Annotated in this window: 19 protein-coding genes; 13 read left to right on the top strand and 6 right to left on the bottom strand. The window is 61.0% G+C overall.

What is annotated here, in order from left to right; genetic code table 11:
• Positions 1 to 469 precede the first annotated feature (469 nt).
• From HKK55_RS14620 to fetB, 13 genes are all read left to right on the top strand, one after another.
• Positions 470 to 1636, top strand: coding sequence for an efflux RND transporter periplasmic adaptor subunit (locus HKK55_RS14620; RefSeq protein WP_169357868.1), 1167 nt, complete (start codon positions 470 to 472; stop codon positions 1634 to 1636).
• The gene (locus HKK55_RS14615; protein ID WP_169355335.1) at positions 1633 to 4809 is read left to right on the top strand and encodes an efflux RND transporter permease subunit; all 3177 of its coding nucleotides are present in this window, start codon (positions 1633 to 1635) and stop codon (positions 4807 to 4809) included. The genes HKK55_RS14620 and HKK55_RS14615 overlap by 4 nt, the downstream gene beginning before the upstream one ends.
• Positions 4806 to 6302 carry an efflux transporter outer membrane subunit gene (locus HKK55_RS14610; protein ID WP_169355334.1) on the top strand — a complete coding sequence of 499 codons (1497 nt, stop codon included), beginning with the start codon at positions 4806 to 4808 and terminating at the stop codon, positions 6300 to 6302. Before HKK55_RS14615 ends, HKK55_RS14610 begins: the two co-directional genes overlap by 4 nt.
• A gap of 60 nt (positions 6303 to 6362) precedes the next feature.
• Positions 6363 to 8933, top strand: coding sequence for a heavy metal translocating P-type ATPase (locus tag HKK55_RS14605; RefSeq protein ID WP_169355333.1), 2571 nt, complete (start codon positions 6363 to 6365; stop codon positions 8931 to 8933).
• A 90-nt stretch (positions 8934 to 9023) separates the two neighbouring features.
• On the top strand, positions 9024 to 9239 hold the full coding sequence (locus tag HKK55_RS14600) for a heavy-metal-associated domain-containing protein (RefSeq protein WP_169355332.1): 216 nt from the start codon (positions 9024 to 9026) through the stop codon (positions 9237 to 9239).
• Between the two features lie 16 nt (positions 9240 to 9255).
• Positions 9256 to 10110: a hypothetical protein gene (locus tag HKK55_RS14595; protein ID WP_169355331.1), complete on the top strand. Its 855-nt coding sequence runs from the start codon at positions 9256 to 9258 to the stop codon at positions 10108 to 10110.
• A gap of 288 nt (positions 10111 to 10398) precedes the next feature.
• Positions 10399 to 11424 (top strand): HOASN domain-containing protein, encoded by a 1026-nt coding sequence (locus tag HKK55_RS14590; protein ID WP_169355330.1) that lies wholly within the window; start codon positions 10399 to 10401, stop codon positions 11422 to 11424.
• Positions 11425 to 11463: 39 nt separating this feature from the next.
• Positions 11464 to 12450: an HOASN domain-containing protein gene (locus tag HKK55_RS14585; RefSeq protein ID WP_169357867.1), complete on the top strand. Its 987-nt coding sequence runs from the start codon at positions 11464 to 11466 to the stop codon at positions 12448 to 12450.
• A gap of 30 nt (positions 12451 to 12480) precedes the next feature.
• Positions 12481 to 13854, top strand: coding sequence for an adenylosuccinate lyase (purB, locus tag HKK55_RS14580; protein WP_169355329.1), 1374 nt, complete (start codon positions 12481 to 12483; stop codon positions 13852 to 13854).
• Positions 13855 to 13915: 61 nt separating this feature from the next.
• Positions 13916 to 15373 (top strand): adenylosuccinate lyase family protein, encoded by a 1458-nt coding sequence (locus tag HKK55_RS14575; protein WP_169355328.1) that lies wholly within the window; start codon positions 13916 to 13918, stop codon positions 15371 to 15373.
• Positions 15374 to 15423: 50 nt separating this feature from the next.
• Positions 15424 to 16497 (top strand): class I SAM-dependent methyltransferase, encoded by a 1074-nt coding sequence (locus HKK55_RS14570; RefSeq protein ID WP_169355327.1) that lies wholly within the window; start codon positions 15424 to 15426, stop codon positions 16495 to 16497.
• Between the two features lie 451 nt (positions 16498 to 16948).
• Positions 16949 to 17638, top strand: coding sequence for an ATP-binding cassette domain-containing protein (locus HKK55_RS14565; protein ID WP_237151254.1), 690 nt, complete (start codon positions 16949 to 16951; stop codon positions 17636 to 17638).
• The gene (gene fetB / locus HKK55_RS14560) at positions 17635 to 18429 is read left to right on the top strand and encodes an iron export ABC transporter permease subunit FetB (protein WP_169355326.1); all 795 of its coding nucleotides are present in this window, start codon (positions 17635 to 17637) and stop codon (positions 18427 to 18429) included. The genes HKK55_RS14565 and fetB overlap by 4 nt, the downstream gene beginning before the upstream one ends.
• A gap of 28 nt (positions 18430 to 18457) precedes the next feature.
• Here fetB and HKK55_RS14555 read toward each other — a convergent pair whose 3' ends face one another.
• From HKK55_RS14555 to HKK55_RS14530, 6 genes are all read right to left on the bottom strand, one after another.
• Positions 18458 to 18892 carry a hypothetical protein gene (locus HKK55_RS14555; RefSeq protein ID WP_169355325.1) on the bottom strand — a complete coding sequence of 145 codons (435 nt, stop codon included), beginning with the start codon at positions 18890 to 18892 and terminating at the stop codon, positions 18458 to 18460.
• Between the two features lie 53 nt (positions 18893 to 18945).
• Entirely contained in the window at positions 18946 to 19305 is a 360-nt protein-coding gene (gene fdxA, locus HKK55_RS14550; protein WP_169355324.1) for a ferredoxin FdxA, read from the bottom strand.
• Positions 19306 to 19387: 82 nt separating this feature from the next.
• Positions 19388 to 20143, bottom strand: a complete 756-nt coding sequence (locus tag HKK55_RS14545) for an SDR family NAD(P)-dependent oxidoreductase (protein ID WP_169355323.1) — start codon at positions 20141 to 20143, stop codon at positions 19388 to 19390.
• A 36-nt stretch (positions 20144 to 20179) separates the two neighbouring features.
• Complete coding sequence (locus HKK55_RS14540; RefSeq protein ID WP_169355322.1) at positions 20180 to 21019, bottom strand: alpha/beta hydrolase; 840 nt, start codon at positions 21017 to 21019, stop codon at positions 20180 to 20182.
• Complete coding sequence (locus tag HKK55_RS14535; RefSeq protein WP_169355321.1) at positions 21016 to 22539, bottom strand: NAD(P)/FAD-dependent oxidoreductase; 1524 nt, start codon at positions 22537 to 22539, stop codon at positions 21016 to 21018. Before HKK55_RS14535 ends, HKK55_RS14540 begins: the two co-directional genes overlap by 4 nt.
• Entirely contained in the window at positions 22536 to 23435 is a 900-nt protein-coding gene (locus HKK55_RS14530; protein WP_169355320.1) for a diiron oxygenase, read from the bottom strand. Before HKK55_RS14530 ends, HKK55_RS14535 begins: the two co-directional genes overlap by 4 nt.
• Between the last annotated feature and the right edge of the window lie 10 nt (positions 23436 to 23445).

The raw sequence follows: 23445 nt of genomic DNA, 5'->3' as shown, positions 1-23445 counted from the left end.
AAGCGAACACAAGACCTCAAGGCAGAGAAGAAGATCAAAGGTGGGAGTTGTCGAGCCCCAGCGAGGCTACGATAGCGGTGGGTCAGGTAACATCAATGTTGATGGTGCCGACGCCATCGCAGCCTCGCTGGGGCTCGACAACTCCCACACTGGATCTGCTTCGCTTGTTGGATCTCCATTCCTTAACTGACTGGCATTAAGCTATTGCCTAGCTGTTTTCTGTAGCCGCTGCCGAGGTACGAGGCTGTGATGGGTCGGTCGCGGCCCCCGGCGGTGGTCCTGCGGCCCACATCGCAGCCTCGTACCTCGGCAGCGGCTACAGGACAACCGAAAGCCAACAGCGCGCTTTAACGGCACTCTCGAATCTAAAAAAAGCTTGACCTTCCAAACGTGGCAAGTCGGATAAATGGAAAAAAAGCTGCTTCGTCTCAGCTAATCCAACTCGACTCCCGTTGCGAAAGGTCAAATGATGAACGTCAAAAGTGTAACCCTGATCACTGCGGCGATAAGCGTCGCGCTCACTCTCGCCGGTTGCAAGGACACGGTGCCCGCGGCCGCTGCGGCCAAGCCACCGAGTGTTCCGGTGGCCGAGGTGGTCGTTCGCCCGGTGACGCCTTTTGTCGAGTACACCGGCTCACTGACCGCGGTCGAACGGGTTGAACTGCGCCCGCGGGTCGCGGGTTATATTCAGAATGTGAGCGTGCCCGAGGGCCGTTTTGTCGAGAAGGGCAGCCGACTCTTTCTCATTGATCCACGGGTGTTCCAGGCTGCACTGAACGCCGCGACGGCGCGCCTGCGCGAAGCGGAAGCGGCCTCGATGCTCGCCCAGGCGGAACATGCGCGGGCCCAGCAACTGTTCGCCAAAAATGTCGTCGCTCGTGATCGTCTCGACACCGCAATCGCCTCGCTGAATGCGCGCAAGGCGCAGGTCGAAGCCGCAAAGGCTGCGCAGGACGCCGCGCAACTGGACCTGAGTTTCACCCGTGTCACAGCGCCGATCAGTGGACGCGTCGGCCAAACCCTCGTCACCGAAGGTAACTACGTCACCAGTGGCGTGACGCCCCTGACAACGATCGTCTCGATCAACCCGCTCCATGTCTATTTCGATGTCGACGAGCGAACATATTTGCAGTCGCTTGCCGCCGGCCGATCCAACGCGTCCGCGCAGGGAGCACCGACGGCCAAGGTCATGGTGGCGCTGCTCACCGACAAGACCTATTCGCGGCTCGGCCGTCTCGACTTCCTTTCCAATGCCGCTGATCGTGGGACGGGAACGGTGCGTATCCGCGCGGTGGTCGACAACCCCGATGGGCAATTGACCCCCGGCCTTTTTGCCAAGGTCAAACTGGAGACCGGCACACCGCAAGCCAGGGTGTTGGTCTCCGATCAATCGATTGGTACCGACCAAGGCAGCCGCTATGTGCTGGTGGTCGACAAGGACGATAAAACGCAATACCGGCCCGTCGAGCTGGGTGCGATGGTCGACGGTTTGCGCGTAGTCGAACAAGGCCTGCAGCCGGGCGAGCGCATCGTCGTCAAGGGGCTGGTGCGCCCAGGCATGCAGGTCACGCCACAGACCGCCGCAATTGATGGTACGCCCACAGCGCTGGCGCAAACCGTGGGAGCCGTGCAATGACCTTTCCACGGTTTTTTATTGATCGCCCGATCTTTGCCATCGTGCTCTCGGTGTTGATGATGATCGCCGGCATCGTTGCCTTCTTTCAGTTGCCGCTCAGCGAGTATCCAGCGGTGACCCCGCCGACCGTGCAAGTGACCGCGTCCTACCCGGGCGCCAATCCCAAGGTGATCGCTGAAACGGTGGCCGCGCCACTCGAGCAGGCAATCACCGGGGTCGAGGGCATGCTGTACATGTCGTCGCAATCGGCAACGGATGGCCGAATGATTCTGACCGTCACGTTTGCCCAGGGCACGAATGCCGACATGGCTCAGATCCAGGTGCAAAACCGGGTCTCGCGGGTGTTGTCGCGTTTGCCTGAAGAGGTCCAGCGCCAAGGCGTCGTTACGCAAAAGACCTCGCCGGACATTCTGATGGTGGTGCATCTGCTGTCGCCCGACAAACGCTACGACCCGCTCTATATTTCGAACTACGCCTACCTCCAGGTGCGCGACGAGTTGTCCCGCATCCCGGGGATCAGCGACGTGCTGGTGTGGGGGGCTGGCGAATACAGCATGCGGCTGTGGCTGGATCCGAACCTGATCGCCGCACGCGGGCTGACGGCGGGTGACGTGATTGCCGCCGTGCGCGAACAGAACGTGCAAGTCGCCGCCGGCTCCGTTGGCCAGGCGCCCAATTCCACTGCGGCCTTCCAGGTGACAGTGAACACGCTCGGGCGGTTGACCGACGAGGAGCAGTTCGGCGACATCATCATTCGCACGGGCAGCGAGGGGCAGGTGACGCGCTTGCGTGATGTGGCGCGTGTCGAAATGGGCGCTGACGCTTATGCGCTGCGCAGCCTGCTTGATGGCGAGTCGGCCGTTGCATTACAAATCATCCAGAGCCCGGGCGCCAACGCGCTCGATGTTTCACAGGCGGTGCGGGACACCATGCAACGCCTTGAACGCAACTTTCCGGCGGGGCTCACCTCGCGTATCGCCTATGACCCGACTGTGTTTGTGCGGGCCTCGCTTGAGTCGGTGGCAATCACCCTGTTGGAGGCGATCCTGCTCGTCGTCATTGTGGTGGTGGTGTTCCTGCGCAACTGGCGGGCGTCACTGATTCCCCTGATGGCGGTGCCGGTGTCGCTGGTCGGCACCTTTGCCGTCATGCACCTGATGGGTTTTTCGCTCAACACCTTGTCGTTGTTTGGCCTGGTGCTGTCGATCGGGATTGTCGTCGACGATGCGATCGTGGTGGTGGAGAACGTCGAACGGCACATCGAAAATGGCGAGGAACCCAAGCAAGCCGCAAGGCGTGCGATGGACGAGGTCACCGGCCCCATCATCGCGATCACCTCGGTGCTTGCCGCCGTGTTTATTCCGACGGCTTTCCTGAGCGGTTTGCAGGGCGAGTTCTATCGCCAGTTCGCGCTGACCATCGCCATCTCGACCATTCTCTCGGCAGTCAATTCGCTGACCCTCAGCCCGGCGCTCGCAGGGATGTTGTTGCGCCCGCGCGAGGAGGGCGTTGCAAGAGATCCGCGCAGTCTGCGGGGGCGTGCTGACCGATTGCTCCAGGCGATTGGCCGACCGTTTCAGCGTGCACCGCAGGCTTATAGCAACACGGTGCGCAAGGTTGTTCGGGGCAGCAGTGTGGCGCTGCTGGTTTACGGTGGGTTGCTTGTGCTGACCTTCTTTGGGTTCCAGGCCGTTCCGCCGGGCTTCGTGCCGATGCAGGACAAATACTACCTGGTGGGGATCGCCCAACTCCCCAACGGGGCATCGCTGGATCGCACCGACGAGGTCGTCAAGCAGATGTCGAAGATTGCCTTGGCTGAACCTGGCGTTGAAAGCGTGGTGGCGTTCCCGGGCCTGTCGATCAACGGCTTCGTTAACGTGCCGAACGCGGCGGTGATGTTTGTCATGCTCGACCCGTTCAAGGACCGCACCACGCCTGACCTCGCCGCGAACGCCATTGCCGGGCGCCTGCAAGGGAAGTTTGCCGGCATCCAGGATGGATTCCTCGGTGTATTCCCGCCGCCGCCCGTGCCTGGCCTTGGCGCTACCGGGGGCTTCAAGATGCAGGTCGAGGACCGTGGCGGGGCTGGGCTTGAGGCTTTGGTTGAGCAGACCCGGGCACTGATGATGAAAGCCACCGAGTCAGGCCAGGTCGCCGGGCTTATGACCAGCGTCGACGTCAATGCTCCCCAGCTCGACGTCGCCATCGATCGCACCCAGGTCAAGAGCCAGGGCGTTCATTTGGCGGATGTATTCGAATCGCTGCAGGTCTATTTGGGCTCCCTTTATGTCAATGACTTTAACCGTTTCGGCCGCACCTACAAGGTGACGGCCCAAGCCGATGCCGACCACCGCATGCAGGCCGAGGCCATCGGCCGCTTGCAGGTGCGCAACGTTGCCGGGGACATGTTGCCCTTGTCCTCGTTTATCAGTGTCACACCGAGTTCCGGTCCAGACCGCGTGACTCACTATAACGGCTACCCCTCGGTCGATATCTCGGGCGGGGCAATGGCGGGCGTCAGTTCAGGGCAGGCGGTTGCGGCCATGGAGCGCCTGGCAAACGAGGTTCTGCCTGAAGGCACGAGCTTCGAATGGACGGATCTCACCTACCAGCAAAAGCTCGCCGGAGACTCGGCACTCTTCATTTTCCCGCTGTGTGTGCTGCTCGCTTACCTGATCCTCGCCGCGCAATACAACAGCTGGCTACTGCCGTTGGCCGTGATGCTGATCGTGCCGATGTGTCTGCTCAGCGCGATCGTTGGCGTGTGGTTGGTGGGCGATGATAACAACGTCTTTGTTCAGATCGGGCTCATTGTGCTGGTCGGTCTGGCCGCCAAGAACGCCATCCTTATTGTCGAGTTCGCCCGTAGCCGCGAAGCCGAAGGCGCCAGCGCACTGGAGGCGGTCATCGAGGCGTGTCGACTGCGACTGCGGCCGATCCTGATGACTTCTCTGGCCTTCGTCGCCGGCGTGGTTCCGCTGGTATTGGCCAGCGGCGCCGGGGCTGAGATGCGCCAGGCGATGGGCATTGCGGTGTTCGCAGGCATGCTCGGCGTGACGTTGTTCGGATTGTTCCTGACGCCGGTTTTCTATGTGGTGATTCGCGCCATGGCAACTCGCTTCGAGCGGCACCGCTCAAGCGCCAAGCCACGTCTGCAGGAGAGCACGTTATGAGAAGTCCTTATCAAGCAATTTTGCTCCCTCTCAGTGCGCTTTTCCTGCTGGCGGGATGCGTGTCGGTGGGGCCCGATTACTCAGCGCCCTCGCTGTCTTCGTCGCAGTTTCCTGCCAGTTTCGGCGAGCCCTCTGCGGCGCTCAGTTCGGGCGCTGTCGAGGTGCAGTGGTGGCGCGCCTTTGACGAACCAGCGCTCACCACCTTGATTCAGCGCGCACTCGCCGCGAACCATGACATTGGTATCGCTGCCGTGCGGCTCGACGAGGCCAAGGCGGTGCTGCGCGAGAGTCGTGAAGGCTTCTTGCCGCGGGGCGGTCCTGCACTCGGCTATGAGCACGCGCGTCGCAGTGAACTCGAAACACCGTCTGGCCAGAGCCGCCATGCCGAAAGCTATCGCGGCGCGCTCGACGCGTCCTGGGAAATTGATCTGTTTGGCCGTGTGCGGCGCTCGGTGGAGGCGGCCACGGCCCAGGCGGGTTCTCGTGAGGCGCTGCTGCGTGGGGTGCAAGCGGGCGTTGCGGCTGAGGTGGCGGCCACCTGGTTTGAAATGCGCGGCCTTGAGGCCGAACTGGCGGTGGTCGCCGACATCAGCCAAAGCCAGCGTGAAAGCTTGAATATGGTCACCCGTATGGTTGGCGCCGATTCGGCCACCGAGTTCGACCGCCTGCGTGCCGAAGCGCTGCTGCGCGGCGTCGAGGCGACTGCGCCCGAGTTGGAACGTCGCCGGGCGGCCGCGACTAACGCACTGGCTATCCTTCTTGGCGAACCACCGCAGACATTCAGATTGCCAGCGGCCAAGCCTGAGGATGAAAGGCTGGCCGTTCGAACCCTGGCCGTCGGCGACCCCGCCGGACTGCTTTCACGGCGCGCCGATATTGCGGCGGCCGAGCGGAGCCTCGCAGCGGCAACGGCACGAATTGGAGTGGAGACGGCGGGTCTGTACCCTGAGATCCAGGTACAAGGTTCGATCGGGTTCGTTGCCGGGAGCCTTGATGCATTGGGTGAGGCCGGGACACAGTCGAGCTTTATCGGCCCGGCGATTCGTTGGAACCTTCTCGATTTTGGCCGCGTACGCGCCCGGATCGCCGTCAGCGAATCGCGTACCCGGGAGGCCTTGATCGTCTACGACCAGACGGTGCTGCGCGCGCTGCAGGAAACCGATAATGCCTTCAGGTCCAATAGCGCGGCGGGCAGCACGCTGCAATTGCGCCTGCTGGAGTCCGCCGCCAATCGCGAGGCGTCACGGTTGGCCAGGCTGCAGTTTTCCGAAGGCGAGGGGGTTTACCTCGACGTGTTGGAGGCCGAACGGTCGGACTTTGCCAGCCGACGTGCGCTGACTGTCGCACGGACCAATCAGCGGCTTGCGGTTGTCAGCATCTACAAGGCATTGGGTGGCGGATGGGAGATTTGCGAGCAGGCGGGCCAAGATTGCAGCGGGGCCAAGGGTGTAGCGAGTCTTGATAGTGGGAAACAAATCGCCCGCAAGCCTTGACCTTACCAAAGAGGGAAGGTTTAGGCTTGATTCAACAGAGACATTCAAAGGGGTAATGCAATGGTTTCCGTTTCCCAGCAATTAGGCTCCAATCCGTCCACCTCCGCTACGCGTCTGAGTCTGCCGGTGGAAGGCATGACGTGCGCTTCGTGCGTTGGTCGCGTCGAGCGCGCGCTGAAAGCGGTCCCCGGCGTGCAGACCGCTGCGGTGAATCTCGCCACCGAGCGTGCCGACATCACCTTCGGCGGCGTGGCCGATCCGCAGGCGGCGGTGCGCGCTATCGAGGGCGCCGGCTATAGCGTCCGTGAAGAGACCATTGAGCTGGCGATCGAAGACATGACCTGCGCTTCGTGTGTGGGTCGGGTTGAAAAGGCGCTGGCGAAAGTGCCTGGCGTGCTTGAGGCCAATGTCAACTTGGCGACCGAGCGTGCCCGAGTGCGCCACCTGGCGGGGGTTGTCTCGATTGTCGACCTTGAAGCTGCGGTCCAACAGGCGGGTTATACCGCCCGGCGCTTGTCCGCCGAAACGGCGAATGCCAGCGATCAGGACACCGAGCGTCGCGAAGGCGAAACGCGGGCGCTGCGGCGCTCGTTGCTGATTGCCGGCGTCCTGACCTTGCCCGTGTTTATCCTCGAGATGGGTTCGCATCTGATTCCCGCGATGCATCATTGGGTGATGGGCGTTCTGGGCCAGCAGACGAGCTGGTATCTGCAGTTCGTGCTCGCCACCTTGGTCCTGTTCGGTCCGGGCCTGCGCTTTTTCCGCAAAGGTGTACCCGCGTTGCTGCGCGGCGCTCCCGATATGAACTCGCTGGTTTCTGTCGGCACGGCGGCGGCGTACGGCTATTCGCTGGTTGCGACCTTCATCCCAGACGTACTGCCGCAAGGCACCGCCAACGTCTATTTCGAAGCCGCGGCGGTGATCGTGACCTTGATCCTGCTCGGCCGCACGCTGGAGGCGGGCGCCAAGGGGCGAACTTCGCAGGCAATCAAGCGGCTGGTCGGGCTTCAGGCCAAGACCGCACGCGTGGAGCGCAACGGTGAAACGCTCGAGGTGCCGCTTGATCAGGTGACGACCGGTGACATCGTGCTGGTGCGTCCGGGCGAAAAGGTGCCGGTAGACGGCGAGGTGGTCGAGGGCGCCTCTTATGTGGATGAAAGCATGATCAGCGGCGAGCCGGTGCCTGTGTCCAAAGGGGTAGGCGCCGAAGTCGTCGGCGGCACGATCAACAAGACCGGGGCTTTCAGCTTCCGCGTTACCAAGATCGGCGCCAATACCGTGCTGGCGCAGATCATCCGCCTGGTCGAGCAGGCGCAGGGTTCCAAGCTGCCCATCCAGGCGCTGGTGGATAAGGTGACCATGTGGTTCGTTCCGGCGGTGATGGCGGCGGCTACGCTGACGTTCCTGGTCTGGCTGATCTTCGGCCCGGCGCCGGCGCTGACCTTTGCGCTGGTGAATGCGGTCGCGGTGCTGATTATTGCCTGCCCGTGCGCCATGGGGCTGGCCACGCCGACTTCGATCATGGTTGGCACAGGTCGTGCGGCCGAACTCGGCGTGCTCTTTCGCAAGGGTGAAGCCTTGCAGGCGCTGCGGGATGTGAGCGTGATTGCGCTCGACAAGACCGGCACGCTGACCAAAGGACGCCCCGAACTGACGGACCTGGTTCCCGCCGAAGGCTTTGAATACAACGAAGTGCTGGCGCTGGTCGCGGCCATCGAGACGCGCTCCGAACACCCGATTGCCGAAGCCATCGTTGCCGCCGCCAAGCAGCGGGATATCACGCTCGCGCCTATTGAGGACTTTGACGCAACACCGGGCTACGGCGTGTCGGCCACGGTTGCCGGCCGGACGGTGGCTGTCGGCGCAGACCGGTTCATGACGCAGCTCGGTCTGGATGTTAAGGGCTTTGTGGCCACCGCCGAGCGTCTCGGCGCACAAGGCAAGAGCCCGCTCTATGCTGCGATTGATGGCCGTTTGGCGGCGGTGATTGCGGTCGCCGATCCGATCAAGGAGTCGACGCCCGAGGCGATCAAGGCGCTGCACGCACTGGGACTCAAGGTGGCGATGATCACCGGCGACAATGCGGCGACGGCGGCGGCGATTGCCAAGCAACTGGGGATCGACGAAGTGGCAGCCGAAGTCCTGCCCGACGGTAAGGTCGCGGCACTGAAGAAATTCCGCATCAATGGTGCGCGGGTCGCCTTCGTCGGTGACGGTATCAACGATGCGCCGGCACTTGCCGAAGCGGACGTAGGGCTGGCCATCGGCACGGGAACCGATGTGGCGATCGAAGCCGCTGACGTGGTGCTGATGTCGGGCGATCTGCGTGGCGTACCGAATGCCATCGCACTCAGTCAGGCGACGATCCGCAACATCAAGCAGAACCTGTTCTGGGCCTTTGCCTACAACGCCGTGCTGATTCCGGTCGCAGCGGGCGCGCTGTATCCGGTGAACGGCACGCTGCTGTCGCCGATCTTCGCGGCGGCCGCGATGGCGCTCTCCAGTGTCTTCGTGTTGGGTAACGCACTGCGGCTCAAGCGTTTCCAGGCGCCCATGACGGTTGAAGCGCGCACTGAGACGCAGGGGAGCGGGGCGGCATGGCCCAAGTCACAGCGGGTGAATGAGCATTGATTCTGGGCTGAAGCGATAAAAAGTGTTTGACCTTGCCACGAGGTCAAACACCATTTTATTCGGACACAGTCATCCACCAGGAGATCAACGATGCTGCGTTTCCACATTCCAAACATGACCTGCGGCGGTTGCGCCAGATCCGTTACCAAGGCGCTGCTGAGCGTCGACCCGCAAGCGCGGATTGAAACCGACCCGCCCACACGCTTGGCACGGGTCGACAGCGCCCTGGAACACAGCGCTTTCCTCGCAGCACTTAGCGAGGCCGGGTACCCGGCCTTGCAGGTACCTGAAGCGATAAACAACTGATCGAGGAGCGAGTCGCATGGATATCAAGCATCTTTTAGCGGTAGGCGCTGCGGTGATCGGTGCAGCGGCACTGCCGGCATTCGCGGCGCAGGCGCCCCTCATGGGCGCCTTTGCCCTTCCCGGGGTGACCGAGAAGGTCACTGCCGAATTGGTTGTCCGGGAGACCGGGCCGCTCACACGTGAGTTGCTGATCGGGTTCACGGACAAGGCGACAGGGAAGCCAATCACCCACTTCGACGAGGAGCTGACCCAGGAACTCCACGTGCTGGCGACCGACAGCGATTTCTCAAGCTTTGTACACGAGCATGCGGGCAAGCTTGGGACGGACGGGCGCTTCAAGGTCACGATGCACTTTCCAAAGCCCGGCACCTACCATGTCTACGCCGATGCGGTGCCGACGGGGCTCGGCCAACAGGTCGTGCGCTTCGAAGTACCGGTAGAGGGTGCCGCGAGTCCGACCGCGCCCCAGCCGCCGGTAAATGCTGCGCAAGGATCTGACGGACCTTATACGGTCAAGCTGGATGCCTCGTCGTTACAGGCGGGGGCCGAGAGCATGATGACGTTGACCATCCTGAAAGATGGCAAGCCGGCGACGGACCTTGCGCCCTTTCTTGGGGTGGCGGCCCATGCGGTGTTCGTGAGCACTGATGATCTGGCCTATGTGCACGCGCACGCCATGGGGGCGGATGCTCCCAAAGGCGACCACACCTCCCACGCCGCACATGATGCGCAAGGGGCCGCACTCCCGGCCAACCTGATGCTGCATGCAACGCCCCCTCGCGCAGGTCGCTATGCGTTGTGGATTCAGTTCAAGGGCGGCGATCAGATACGCACCGTGCCATTCCTCGTCACCGTTGCGCCCGCGGCGTAACTTCCCGACATCCCCTTCAAACCTTGTGGTGAGGGGTTGCCCCCTTGCCACAGGGTTATTCATTGAGCCTGAAAGGTGGGTAGTGACTCATGCCCATCAGAACCCCGCAAACGCCAAACTTTCGCACATAAAAAGAAATTTCCTACAGGCCTTGACCTTGCCATTGCGGGAACCTTTAAGCTTTTTTTCAACAACAACAACAAAGCTCAAGAGGTGGTTCAATGGCTTCTGTCGCCCTCAAAAAAAGCGCTACTCCTTCCATCTCCTTTGTCACCAAAGGAGATCGTCATGAATAAGCTCAATACCTTTCGCGAAGCAGTGAACCCGGAAAATCTCTGCAACCAGGCGTGTGCTGCCGCTGATGATGCATCGGCCCTCCTGGCCGCAGCGTTGAAACCCACCGCAACTTACTCCCAAGTCACACTCGCGCTCGAGGCGGTTCTCGCGCTCACCGCGAAGGGCTTGGCAGGAGATGCGGCAGCCTACGCGCACTACCAGTCGCTGCTCCTGGAGCTGCACATCCCGGGCGACGCTCGCACCGAGCCGACTCGCCGCTGGATGGCGAGCCAGGTGTATCGAATGGAAGACGAGTTCGCACCAGCGCTGTCTGATTTCTCTGCGCTGCCCGTGGATCAGTTTCGGGAAAAAGTCGACGCCGAGATTGCCGCGCGAACCCGTGTGAAGCACCCCATGTCGGTGCATCTTTTCCAGGGGTCGCCGCCGCTGGAGGATGTGCGATTCTTCCTGCAGCACCACTGGAACCGTTCATACAACTTCTACAGCCTGCTGGCAGAACTCGCGTTTCGCTTTGAAGCCATCGAAGACGCCTCGGTGTTCTATCGCAACCTCTATGGCGAGGCCGGGGCTGAGGCACCTGATCGCTCGCACCCGGCGTTGCTCTCGCACCTCATGACGTATTTCGATATTCCGCTGCAAGTCGATTTCCCCGCGCTCCATCCGTTGGAAAAGGCGTACCTCAATAACCGAATCCGCTGTGTCCGCCACACCGATGTCGCGTGGGGGCTTGCCCTGCTGTACGCGGTGGAGTCAGTGAGTTGCGTCAACCACCGACGCATCTACGAACTGTTGCAGCGCCTGGGGGTTCCAGAAGAACCCAGCGAATTCCATCGCCTGCACGGCACACAGGACGAGATCGATACAGAAGAGATGTGGGAACTGATTGCCAAGCTCGCGCCGAGCGCAGCGTTCCAGCGCCAGTTCATGCAGTCGCTGACGCGCCACTTCGAAATCAACCGGGCGTACTTCGATATGTTGTGGCAGCAGATGCAGGAGCAGTCCGGCCAGCCAGCCTGAGCCGTCACAGTGCACCTATAACAATAAGGAACAGACATGATGAACACGCCTAACTTTTCCCTGCAGCAACTCCAGGGCCTGCACACGCAGGCTGCCCGCAGCGTCGCTGATGCGCTGGCTTCCAACGCTTCGTCCGCCTCTATTGAAGCGGCGGCCACAGCGCTTTGCGATCTGACTGAGTCGGCCCACAAGGGCAATGCCCAGGCCTTCGCCGAGTATCAGCAACTGCTCTATATCCTTTCGCTGAGTGACGATGTGGCGACGTCGCTCACTCGACGCTGGCTGGCCAATGCCATCTATCGAGTGGAAGAGCGTTTTATCCCTTCGGCAGATATCTCCAGGCCTTTGTCCGAGGCGGGTTTCCAGGAGCGGCTTGAGCAAGAAATTTCCTCGCAGTCTCGCGAGAAACACCCGATGTCGCAGTATGTGTTCGCAGGCCAGGCCTCGCCTGCACAGCTCCAGGTATTTCTGCGGCACCAGTGGTTCCGAACCTTTCGCCTGTATCGGGAAGCGGCGGACCTGTTGGTCAACCTGATTGATGTAGACGAAGCCGCCGCACTTGCCCGTTACCTCTACGGTGAACTGGGTGAAGAAGACGAGCAACGCTCACACCCTCGGTTGCTGGCCAAGCTGCTCAATGCCGTGGACCTGGAAGGCGACTTTCAGGCGATCTCGACGATGCCCGAGGAAGTCGCGTACCTCAACAACCGCGCCCGCTGCTTTCGCAACCCGGACGTCGGCTGGGGCCTTGCAGTGTTCTACGTCACCGAGCTGGTGGTTCCTGGCAATCACGAGAAGCTCTACCACGCGCTGCTCAAGGCCGGCATCAGCGAAGACGCGGCCGAGTATTACAAGATCCACATCAGTCTCGTGCCGCCTCGTGCCAAGCGCGAATGGCAGCTTATCTCGCGACGCATTCCAGACCCTGGGTTCCAGAACGCGTTCCTGACCTCGTTGTCGCAGCACTTCCGTCTGGAAAGGGCTTACTACGACGCCGTCTGGGAAGAAATGCAACGCGTGAAGTGACACTCCCTGGGACTGCACGAGCCATAGACCATGCCGAGTCATATAACAGAGTCTCGTATCTACGGGGGCGCCTACTCGTCTCCCGAATTCGCAGCGATCTTCTCTGATTCCAATCAGGTGCAGAAGTGGCTGGATGTCGAACGGGCGCTCGCACAGGTCCAGGCCCAGATGGGCATCATTCCCCACGAGGCCGCGCGCGAGATTGCGCGTGTGGCCAAGGTGGAGCTGTTTGATCTTGAGGGGTTGGGCCGGGAGAGCGTGGAAACAGGGCACATCCTGATTCCCGCCATTCGGGCGCTGGCCAGGTCCTGTTCGGGTGAATGGGGTGAGTACGTGCACTACGGCGTGACCACCCAGGACATTCTCGACACAGGGCTGATCCTGCAGATCAAGGACGCGTGGGGCCAGGTCCTGGTCCGATTGCATTCGATCCGCAAGCATCTGCTGGTGCTCGCCCAGCGTTACAAGCACACGCCGATGGTCGCCCGAACCCATGGTCAGCAGGCGCTGCCTACGACGTTCGGTTACAAGGTCGCGGTTTGGATCGATGAGATAGACCGGCACCTGGAGCGCTTTGACGAGGCGTATGCACGGGTGATGGTGGGCAATCTGACGGGCGCTGTGGGCACCATGGCGTCGTTCGGTGCACAGGGCTTCGAGATCCAGCAGCGAACGCTGGCCAGTCTCGGGCTTGGCGCCCCGTTAACCAGTTGGCATTGCGCACGGGACCGGATTTTGGAGGCCGCCTGGCTGCTGGTCCAAACCTCGCTGACGCTTGGGCGTGTCGCCAACGAAATCTACCACCTGCAACGCACCGAAATCGACGAGGTTCGCGAGGGGTTTCGGCCGGGTCAGGTGGGCAGCAGCACGATGCCCCACAAGCAAAATCCGTCGACGGTCGATTTGATCAGCGCGTTGTCACGTCTGGTCCGGGCACAGATGGTTGCGCTCACCGACGCTGCGTTTCAGTTGCACGAGCGTGACGGCACGACCTGGCGTATCGAATGGGCTGCCTTGCCGGAGCTCTTCATCTACGCAGGTGCGCTGCTCACCCGCATGGAGGAAGTATTAACGGTCGGGCTGGACATCCGAGAGGAGCGGATGCGCAGCAACCTTGACCTGCTGGGCGGCCTGATTCTGTCGGAGCGGGTGATGCTGGCGCTGAGTGCTCAGTTCGGTAAGCAGACAGCGCATGAACTCGTACACGAAGTCTCTCTGCACGCCCGGCAAAACGCGCTCTCGTTTCGGGACGCGTTGCTCCAGGACGAACGCCTGCGTGGTTGCTTCACGTCACAGGCACTCGAAGATCTGCTCAACCCTGCCACCTATGTCGGGCTGGCGGCGGACATGGTCGATCGGGTCGCCCGCAATAACGTACACCCCACTTCAAAGGGTGACCTTTGAGATGGGCAGTCAACATGGAAAGAAATCCCAGTCAGTCTCAGCTTGTGATGGAGGATATGTGATGGAATCGCAATCGTTAAAAGTTGTAGCCCATTCTTCTCGCACCGCACGTCCAGAAAAAAACAAGGCCGTTCGAGCCAAGGAAGAAGATTGTCTGCACGAACACAGCCACATTATGGACTCGAAAATTCACGGTGGAGGCTATGCAGGCCCCATCTCCCGGAAGATCTTCTGCAGTCACTGTCGCCTGCAGCGCTGGCTTGACGTGGAGGCCGCGCTTGCCCTGGCTCAAGCCGACGTCAACATCATTCCGCGGCAGGCCGCGCTCGAGATTGCGCGCGCCGCGAAACTCTCGGGCATGAGCCTGGACCAGATCGCCGCTGGAGTGGCTGCCACCGGGCATTCGCTGATGCCGCTCTTGAGCGCGTTGCAGAAAAACTGCAGTGCGAGTGCTCGTGAGTACGTTCACTACGGCGCCACCACCCAGGACATTCAGGATACGGCCCAGTCGCTCGAGATGCGTGACGTGCTGGATGCGATGGATCACTCGCTCGATATCCTGCTGCAGAAACTCACCGCACTGTCGAACGCGCACCGCAACTCGCTGATGGTCGCCAGGACACACTCGATTCCGGCGTTGCCCACGACCTTTGCGCTGAAAGTGGCAGGGTGGATCGATGAGATGCTGCGGCATCGCGAACGCCTGGGTGAAGCGCGTAAGCGAGTCCTGGTGGTGCAGTTGTTTGGTGGCGTTGGCACGATGGCCGCCTTTGGCCCCGAAGCCATGAACCTGCTGGATGGCTTCGCACGCAGGTTGTCTCTGGAGGCGCCACTGGCCGGCTGGCACGTCGCCCGCGATCGGGTTGCCGAGTTCGTGAGCGCACTGGCAATGGTGACCGCGTCCCTGGCCCGTGTGGCGGATGAAATCCGTACCTTGAACCGCTGGGAAATCGGCGAGGTGGAGGTTGGCTGGACCGCGGAGCAGATCGGCAGCAGCACGATGCCCCACAAACGTAACCCGGAAGGATGCGAGCAGGTGGTGGTACTCGCTCGCTTGGCCAAGGCACAGGTGATGCTCGCGCTGGACGCCATGATCCTGGAGCACGAACGGGATTACCGAGGGACCCGCCTGGAGTGGTGTGCGGTGGCGGATGTTTCCCACTACGCGTTGATGGCGCTCTCGCTGGTGACGGAGACGATCAACGGGCTCACGGTCAACGACAAGCGGATGGAGTGCAACGCACACGCCTTTGGCGATGCCATCTGCACCGAGGCCGTGGTGTTCGAAATGGCGAGAAAGCTCGGCAAGAGCAGCGCGTACGAAATTATCTATGAGGTCTCCCAGGCGTGCCAACGAGACCGGGTGTCGATCCGCACGGCGATCGAATCCGATCCACGGGTCATCGCTGCCATGGAGGAGGGCGCACTGGCTCGGCTGTTCGAACCCAGGACCCACCTTGGGATGTCTGAGCAGATCGTCGACAACGTGCTGGCCAGGGTAAACAGCCGTCATAAATGAAAGATCAGCCGCTACAGGCGGCCGTACTGAAAATAATAATGGAGAAGCAAATGTCGAAGGCTATCGAGATGGATACGGCGAAGGTCAAGCAATTTTCTGCACGAATCATGGAGGATTACGGCAACACGCTGCGGGGCGCGATGCTCTACATCGGCGACCAAGTGGGTTTGTTCAAAGCGCTTGCCCACTGCGAGTGGGTCACCCTGGAGGAACTGGCGCAGCAGACCAATCTCAATGCGCGTTATCTGCGCGAATGGCTGGGCAGCATGGTGACCGGCAATTACGTGGCCTATGATCAGGAAACCAAGCGTTATCGGATGCCGCCTGAATTTGTCCCCGTGCTCGCGGATGAGGATTCACCTTATTTTGCCGGTGGGATCATCCAGTTGAGCGTGCCGTTCGTGAGCATGGCCCCCAGGGTTATCGAGGCCTTCCGCAACGGTGGCGGCTGCCCGGAAGAAGCGTTCCCGATTGAGACCTGGGAGGGCATGGAGCGCATGACCATGCCTTGGTACAAGCACTTTCTTGTCCAGCACTGGATCCCGTCGCTGGATGGCGTCGAGGAAAAGCTCAGGGCAGGGGGCAGTGTGATTGATTTTGGCTGCGGCAGCGGCCTGGCCGCGATCACCATGGCCCTGGCTTACCCCGAGGCCCGGGTGTATGGCAGCGATTTCCACCTGCCCTCCATCGAGCGTGCGCGGGCAAACGCCGAGGCTGCCGGGGTCGGTGATCGGGTGCAGTTCGAGGTCAGCGATTCCGATGCGCTCGTGGGCAAGAAGTTCGACTTCGTGACCACCTTCGTGGTGATCCACGATGCGACCGATCCGCAGCAAATGATGAAGGACTTGCGCGCCTCGACCGCCGACAACGGTACCTACCTCATGGTGGAACTCAACCTCTCCGAGGACCTGCACGAGAACATGAACCTGTTCGGTCGGGTGATGTACCCGCAGAGCACCCTCTATTGCATGACGTGTTCGCTGTCCCACGGCGGTGCGGGGTTGGGGGCGTTCATGGGCGAGAACCGTGCACGGGCAATGGCTGAAGTTGCGGGCTTCAGCCATTTCCGCAAGGTTCCTTCCGAATGGCCGCCGATGCCTGCGTTGTTCGAACTCAAACCCTGAGCCAGGTTCTGCCCGACATCGCAGTGTTTTGCGATGTCGGGCAGCAGTGCGTCTGATCAATGGGTGAAGTGAAACGCTAAGCCCTTGAATCCCGAACTCCGAACCCGAACTCCGAACTCTGACCCCGAATCCCGAATCCCGAATCCCGTAGCCGCTGCCGAGGCACGAGGCTGCGATGGGCTGCGCAGCAGACCCCGAGGGCGGTCCTGCGGACACGCATCGCAGCCTCGTGCCTCGGCAGCGGCTACAGAAAGCCAGGTCGTCGAAGTTGTGCGGATACCTCTGCTTTAGAGACTGTCGTCACGCCATACCCGGTAGGAATCACCGTCAAAGCCCAGACCTTTGTGATACTGGGCGCAGCCCTTTCAGTGGAGGGTGGCGTAGAGGGTGCCTTGCGGGGGAATATAGCCAGCAGCGTATTGATTGCAAGCCGTTCCAGAGGACCGCGTCCATGACGGGCACTGATTACCCATTGATTGAAACCAAGGCACTCACTCGCATGGATGAGCGTCGCCAGGCTCAACTGCTGCAGGCCACTGACTTCACGTTGCGTAGCGCAGATCGTATCTCGATTACCGGCGCGTCCGGCTCCGGCAAAAGTGTGTTCCTCAGGGCGCTCGCCTTGCTGGATGCGCCGACCTCGGGCGAAATCCTCTGGCATAACCAGCCTATACCCAATGCGCAGATACCCAAGTACCGCAGCCGTATCTGCTACCTCTCGCAACGGCCGGCGTTGCTCGAAGGTACGGTGGAAGACAACCTGCGGTTTCCCTACACCCTCAAGACCTTGCAGCATTTGAGTTTTGATCTGGACGCGGTAAAGACGTTGCTGGCCCATGCGGGAAAAGCGCCGGACTTTTTGTCAAAAAGCGCGGGTGACTTGTCGGGAGGTGAATCGCAGATTGCCTCGCTGATCCGCACCCTCCAACTGGACCCGGATGTGCTGCTGTTGGACGAACCTACCGCTGCCCTCGACCCTGCCTCTTCACGCGACGTCGAGGCCCTGATCAACGCCTGGTTCGGCAAGGGCTCGGCCCATGCTTATATCTGGGTATCCCACGACCATGAGCAGGCCCAGCGCATGAGTACCACGTGGTTGCACATGGACGCTGGTGTGCTGAGCGGAGCCGTCCAGCCATGAACTATCAAAACCTGTCTGCCCTGGACATGGGCATCGCCGCCTCGCTGATACTCATCAACGGCGCGCTGTCGCTGCTGTTGCGACTGGGCCTGGAACGCCAGTTGATCTGGGCCGCCGTCCGCACGGTGGTGCAACTGCTGGCGATTGGTTACCTGTTGGGGTGGGTGTTCGAGTTCGCCTATTGGTATGTGGTACTGCCGCTGATGTGCCTGATGACCTTGATCGCTGGCATCTCGGCGGCGGGGCGTGGCAAGCGTACGTATGCGGGGCAGCGCGTCGACAGCATTGTATCGGTGTGGGGCAGCTCCTGGCTGGTCACTGCGGTGGGCTTGTTCGCGATTATCCGTATCCATCCCTGGTATGAGCCGCAGTATGCGATCCCCATTCTCGGGATGATTCTGGGCAACACGCTGACGGGCGTCTCCCTGGGCATCGAGCGCATGACCCAGGAATTGACGTCGGGGCGTAACAATATCGAGATGATCCTGGCCCTGGGTGGCTCACGCTGGGAGGCGGCGCAGGATGCCATTCGCCAGGCCGTGCGTGCGGGGATGATCCCGACCCTGAACCAGATGGCCGTGGTGGGTATTGTCAGCTTGCCGGGCATGATGACCGGCCAGGTCTTGGCGGGAGAGAGCCCGGTGGACGCGGTGCGTTACCAGATCGTGATCATGTTCCTGATCGCCGCGTCGTCGGCGTTGGGGACGGTAGGTGCCGTGTTGCTCACCTACCGTCGGCTGTTTTCTGCCGGGCATCGTTTCTTGCGTTACCGGCTTGAAGAGCGCGCATGAGTGAGCATCGGCAATTTTGCGCTTGCCATTAGGCCAAGTGTCCCCAAACTTGTACCAGCCCGAACAGATGCACCAGCCCATAAACCAGGCAAGTCACCGAGCTGACCACAATGAAGCGAACACTGCGCCCAGCAGTACCTAGCAGGAGGAACGGCCCCAGCAGGCCACGCACCAGGTAGATCAGGGTGATCGCGCAGAGCGCCGGAAGCAGCAGGGGCAGGGGGGCGATCACCCCGGCACCCGACAGGGCATACGCTGTCCAGGCGGCGAGCACCAGGACAATCCCCGCCGTGATCACTGCGGGAAACCGCCGACCGGCCTCGGCCGCATTCACCATGCGGTCGCCAGCGCCAAACAAGCGATACCAGGCAGGCCCGCCCAGGATCACCCCGACATGCATCAGGGCCGCCAGCAGACTGAGCCCCGCGCCGATCACCAGTGCCAAGTTGTATTCGTTTGCCACTCCATTGCTCCTTAATGTCAGTCCGTCACGGTGAGCATCATGCCCGGTATGGGTCAGTTGGTGGTTGCGGCCAGTTCAACCGCCTCGATTTCACGTACCAGGTAGGGCAGCTTGTTCGGCTTGTGGCTCCAGTGTTCGTGATCAGCCAGTGGAGGAATCCGCTGCAGGATCACCGGCCAGTGCTTGACCAGTTCTGCGTTGAGTTCGATGAAATGGCGGTTGCTGTCATCGAGCCGGTTCTCGGGCGCAATGGCTTCCTCCGGACACTCGGGCAGGCACAAGCCACAGTCGACGCACTCCTGTGGGTTGATGACGATAAAGTTGGGTCCCAGATGGAACGCATCTGCGGGGCAGATATCGACGCAGTTGGTATGGCGGCATTGAATGCAGTTGTCAGTCACTACATAGGTCATGGTGAGTCTCGTAAAGTCTGGTTTGACTGGGAATTCGCCACTCAGGATTTCCTGGTGCCGCGGCCAGGTCCGCACGACTGAATCAGGCCGTCAGGCCGCCATCGATCACGAATGTTTGGCCGGTGATGTAGTCGGCCTGGTTCGACAGCAGAAAACTGGCCAAGGCCGCCACTTCACGAACTTCACCGAAGCGCTTGAGGGGGATGGTGTCGGTGATCGACTTGCGTACCGGGGCGGCGATCTGCTCGACCATCTCCGTGGCAATGAAACCTGGGGCGATGGCATTGACGGTGATCTTGAAGCGCGCCAACTCCAGTGCCATGGTCTTGGTGATACCGATCATTGCCGCCTTGGTCGCGGAATAACCCAACTGTCCCTTGTTGCCCTTGAGCCCACTGACGGAGGACATGTGCAAGATTTTGCCGCGACGCTCTGCGGCCATCGCCGGTGCCAGGCATTTACTGAAATACACCGCTGAATCGAGGTTGGTCGCGACCACATCGCGGTAACGCTCGATATCGAACTTGAACAACAGTTGGTCACCGGTCACCCCCATGTTGTTGATCAAGCCGTAAGGCTCGCCAAGGGTCTCCACCAGTTGTGCACACACCGCCTCGACCGAAGCGTGGTCGCGCCCGTCACAGGCGTACCCCCGGGCCCAGCCACCGCTGGCCTCTACTTCCCGTTCCAGCTGCAAGGCTGCGTCAGCCGAAGACTGATAGGTGAAAGCGACCCGATACCCTTCCCGTGCCAAGGCCGAAACCAGTGCACGTCCAATGCCGCGACTGCCGCCACTGACCAGTACCCATTTACCGTTTGAAGCCTGTTGAACATCCATGACATAGATCCTTTAGTCTGATGGTCCCTGCCGTGGTTACGCCGGCACGACGGTTTTTGCAGCTTGCGCACGACTGAAGAAATCGAAGATTTCCTCGAGGTAGCGATCTCGATGTTTCTTATGGTTTTCCAAGTGCCTGCAGCCCTCAAAACCGACCACATGCAGCGCCTTGCACGCTCGGCGCAGTTGCGCCACACCGGCCTCTGGAATAAAGCGGTCGTTGAGCCCGTAGAAATAGGCGATGGGTAGGTGGCGCACGCCCCGTAGCGAGTGATCGATGGCACAGGTCCCCGTGGGTACTGCCAGACGGCTGCCGCTGATCCAGCGCATGACCAGTCGCAGCGGCCCGTGGGTGAAGTAGCTGAGCATCGAGATCGGCACACTGTCCAGCACCGCCGAGGTGAAGGGCGTGGCATCCCGCGCCAGGGCATGGGACAGGTGATAACCGCCAAACGAACAGCCCATCAGGTGGATGGGCAGGCCGGGATTGTCCCGCGACACTCGCCGGGCAATCGCCAGCACATCGTCGGCAAATGCAGGGCCGCCGATGGTGCTGCGGCCGAAGCCTTTGAAGTTGAAGGCAACCACGTGATAGCCCTGCTCGAGAAACGCCTGATCCAGTTTGTTCTCGAAAAAGTAATGCATGCCGTACTTGAGGAACGGATGACACAAGAGCACCACGCCTCGAGGGTGCATGACGCTGGTGCGCAACGATGCCCCCTCCAGCCGGCTACCATCGCGCGCAACTTCGACAAAGCCCGCCGCACGACTGGGCACCTCGCTCTTCCAGCCCTGTACCTGGCGAAACATGACCCGAATGAACAGCTTGGACATCGTGCTCCCCAACCAACCGGGCGATTTTTCGTGTCTGCTCATGCTCGCTTCCATTGCCGGGCCTTCATCTCGGCATAACCGAATGCGGCTTCATAACTGGGACCGGCCACCCAGGCGCTGAGAAACTGCACGCCTTGCACCGGGAAGCCGTGATGGAACACATGGCCCTTGAGGTCGGTGCCCACCATAGCGCCATAGCCCGAACCGTCTGTGTTGTTGGTGAAGCGCACATAGGTGTGGGGTGTGGCAACCTCGGTATGCAGCACATGCCCGCGCAGCCCCGGGACCTGGCTCAAGAGACGTTCAACCAGAGTTTCGCTGGCCCGCTGTTTCTTGGCGCGATAGTCCGCAGTTCGACGCTGCGGCCAGTGGGCGATCGAGTCGAGCACGTTGATACACACAACCATCCCCGCCGCCGGGTCCAGCGCGTGATAGTTGGTGACCTCGATCGGCGACATTTCCCAGAACGCCCGTTCACTGAGCGATGCCTCATAACCGCTGAGTTCGGCGGCCATGCGTAGCTCGGCGCCCGCCGATGAATCACTGGAGAACAGCATCGACTCGCTGTGATGCAGGCCCAGCTGTTCCGGTGGTACGTCGGTCACCAGGTACACCGTGGTGGTCGAGCGTGCAGGTTTCAGCGCGGTGAGTTTTTCCCGGGTGGCCGTCAGTTCCACATCCGCCCCAAACAAGTGCTGCACTGCGTAATGCGGTGAAGCATTGATGTACACCCGTGAGGAATGGAATACGCCGCGATTGGTGTTGATGCCGGTGGCATTGCCTTGGCCATCGGTGAGCACGCCATCGACACGGGTACTGAGCAGGATCTGCCCACCGGCTTGTTCAATCTGCTGCGCCAGCAGGTTGGACAGGTGCTGGGAGGAACCCCTGACATAGGCATTGCCACGGTTGAGCGTGGCGTACACCACATGCAAGTAGTACAGGTAGCCCAGGTCTTCCGAGTAACCACCGACGTAGATGCCCGGTGCCGCCAGGATTTCGATCAGGTACGGGTCGTCGAACAGCTCATGCAGCGCCTGACGCACCGTCTTGTGCTTCAGGTTGCGATGGGCGAAACGCAACTGCGTCATGTCCGGCTCAAAGGTGCCGTCCATCATCTGGAACTGGTAGTAACCGTTACGCCCATACGTTCCAACGTGCTCGAAAAAGGTCGCAATGGCCTCGGCCTGATGGGGAAAACGCCCGGCCAATTGCTGTTGCGCACCCTGCGCATCATTGGCCAGCGGTAACGCCGTGCCGTCCTGGTAGGCGCAGAAGTAATCCTGGGGATAGACCAGGTCCAGTGTCTCTTCCAGCCCCAGATTACGCAGGATACGGATCAGGTTGCCGCCCTCGGCCATGCCACTGAGCTTGTGCAGGCTGCAGTCGAACACCGCTTCCTGTTTCGGCCGGCTGAACGTGGAGGCATACCCGCCGACGACAATATGCTTGTCGACCATCAGCAAGCGCACCCCGGGATCACGTTTGACCAACATTGCCGCACAGGCCAGGCTGGTAATCCCGGCACCGACGAAGATCGCGTCCCACTGCGAGTGGCTCATTGGCGCAACCCCAGTTTGTCGACCCAGGCGTAGATCTCGGCAAAGCGCATGTCATTGAGCTGGGCGTTATGGGCCGAGCGCCAGACCTCCTCAATCTTCTCCTTGTCATCCACCGCAATCGGAAACTCGAACGAAGTGTGCAAGGCGATTTGCGGGTTGTAGGTGAACATGTCGACCAGTACCGGAATGATTTGGCGACTCATGGCTTTCACCTGAGCAATGGCTTGTGGGCTGGCCGTCTCAAAGAACGATTCGCTGATCCAGCGCCCGAAGGCGATATGCCGGGCCTCGTCATGGTGATGCTCACGAAACAGGGTACGGGTCATCGGCTCGATGCCCGTGCCCTGGGAGGTGTGCATCGCGCCCATTTCCGCTACCCACTCGATCAGCAGGGTGAACAGCACGCCCACAGCGGGTTCCATTTTCGGCAGCGTCACGGTCAGCAGTTCATAGAGACCCACCGGTGGCTCCCACAATTGCAGGCCGGCCTTGACCATGAAGCGCTTGAACGTCAGCGTATGAACGATCTCCTCCTTGGAGAAGATCATCAGGTACTCCTGCAGGTCCTGGGAGATGCTGTCGTGGAACTGAGTGACATAACCCATGTACAGCGCCGGAATGGTCTGCTCCAGCCAGATGAACATGGAGATATCACGGCCCGTTTCCAGCCAGGCCAACTCCAGCTTCTGCGCATCGCTCAGGCCTTCACAGAAACGCGTGCCGTTGACCCACAGATGGTCGGGGTTTTTAGGGTACAGATGGCGATCGACCTCCTGGTCCCAGGGCAGTACGGTTGCATGGTCCATGGTCTTGTGGTGCGAGACCTCACACAGCTTACGGACCTTCGACTCCCTTGCCTTTGAAATGGTGAGCACACCATTGGTCTGCTTGGACATTCCCCTGCTC

Origin of the sequence: Pseudomonas sp. ADAK18, from assembly GCF_012935695.1 — a bacterium.
Lineage (GTDB): Bacteria > Pseudomonadota > Gammaproteobacteria > Pseudomonadales > Pseudomonadaceae > Aquipseudomonas.
Note: the sequence above shows the minus strand (reverse complement) of the source record. Positions and strands in the feature narration are given on the sequence as shown.

Excerpts from the sequence above, each read along its gene's own strand:
- HKK55_RS14620 (WP_169357868.1), top strand. The coding sequence starts at position 470 with ATGAACGTCAAAAGTGTAACCCTGATCACTGCGGCGATAAGCGTCGCG.
- HKK55_RS14615 (WP_169355335.1), top strand. The coding sequence starts at position 1,633 with ATGACCTTTCCACGGTTTTTTATTGATCGCCCGATCTTTGCCATCGTG.
- HKK55_RS14610 (WP_169355334.1), top strand. The coding sequence starts at position 4,806 with ATGAGAAGTCCTTATCAAGCAATTTTGCTCCCTCTCAGTGCGCTTTTC.
- HKK55_RS14605 (WP_169355333.1), top strand. The coding sequence starts at position 6,363 with ATGGTTTCCGTTTCCCAGCAATTAGGCTCCAATCCGTCCACCTCCGCT.
- HKK55_RS14600 (WP_169355332.1), top strand. The coding sequence starts at position 9,024 with ATGCTGCGTTTCCACATTCCAAACATGACCTGCGGCGGTTGCGCCAGA.
- HKK55_RS14595 (WP_169355331.1), top strand. The coding sequence starts at position 9,256 with ATGGATATCAAGCATCTTTTAGCGGTAGGCGCTGCGGTGATCGGTGCA.
- HKK55_RS14590 (WP_169355330.1), top strand. The coding sequence starts at position 10,399 with ATGAATAAGCTCAATACCTTTCGCGAAGCAGTGAACCCGGAAAATCTC.
- HKK55_RS14585 (WP_169357867.1), top strand. The coding sequence starts at position 11,464 with ATGAACACGCCTAACTTTTCCCTGCAGCAACTCCAGGGCCTGCACACG.
- purB (WP_169355329.1), top strand. The coding sequence starts at position 12,481 with ATGCCGAGTCATATAACAGAGTCTCGTATCTACGGGGGCGCCTACTCG.
- HKK55_RS14575 (WP_169355328.1), top strand. The coding sequence starts at position 13,916 with ATGGAATCGCAATCGTTAAAAGTTGTAGCCCATTCTTCTCGCACCGCA.
- HKK55_RS14570 (WP_169355327.1), top strand. The coding sequence starts at position 15,424 with ATGTCGAAGGCTATCGAGATGGATACGGCGAAGGTCAAGCAATTTTCT.
- HKK55_RS14565 (WP_237151254.1), top strand. The coding sequence starts at position 16,949 with ATGACGGGCACTGATTACCCATTGATTGAAACCAAGGCACTCACTCGC.
- fetB (WP_169355326.1), top strand. The coding sequence starts at position 17,635 with ATGAACTATCAAAACCTGTCTGCCCTGGACATGGGCATCGCCGCCTCG.
- fdxA (WP_169355324.1), bottom strand. The coding sequence starts at position 19,305 with ATGACCTATGTAGTGACTGACAACTGCATTCAATGCCGCCATACCAAC.
- HKK55_RS14545 (WP_169355323.1), bottom strand. The coding sequence starts at position 20,143 with ATGGATGTTCAACAGGCTTCAAACGGTAAATGGGTACTGGTCAGTGGC.
- HKK55_RS14540 (WP_169355322.1), bottom strand. The coding sequence starts at position 21,019 with ATGAGCAGACACGAAAAATCGCCCGGTTGGTTGGGGAGCACGATGTCC.
- HKK55_RS14535 (WP_169355321.1), bottom strand. The coding sequence starts at position 22,539 with ATGAGCCACTCGCAGTGGGACGCGATCTTCGTCGGTGCCGGGATTACC.
- HKK55_RS14530 (WP_169355320.1), bottom strand. The coding sequence starts at position 23,435 with ATGTCCAAGCAGACCAATGGTGTGCTCACCATTTCAAAGGCAAGGGAG.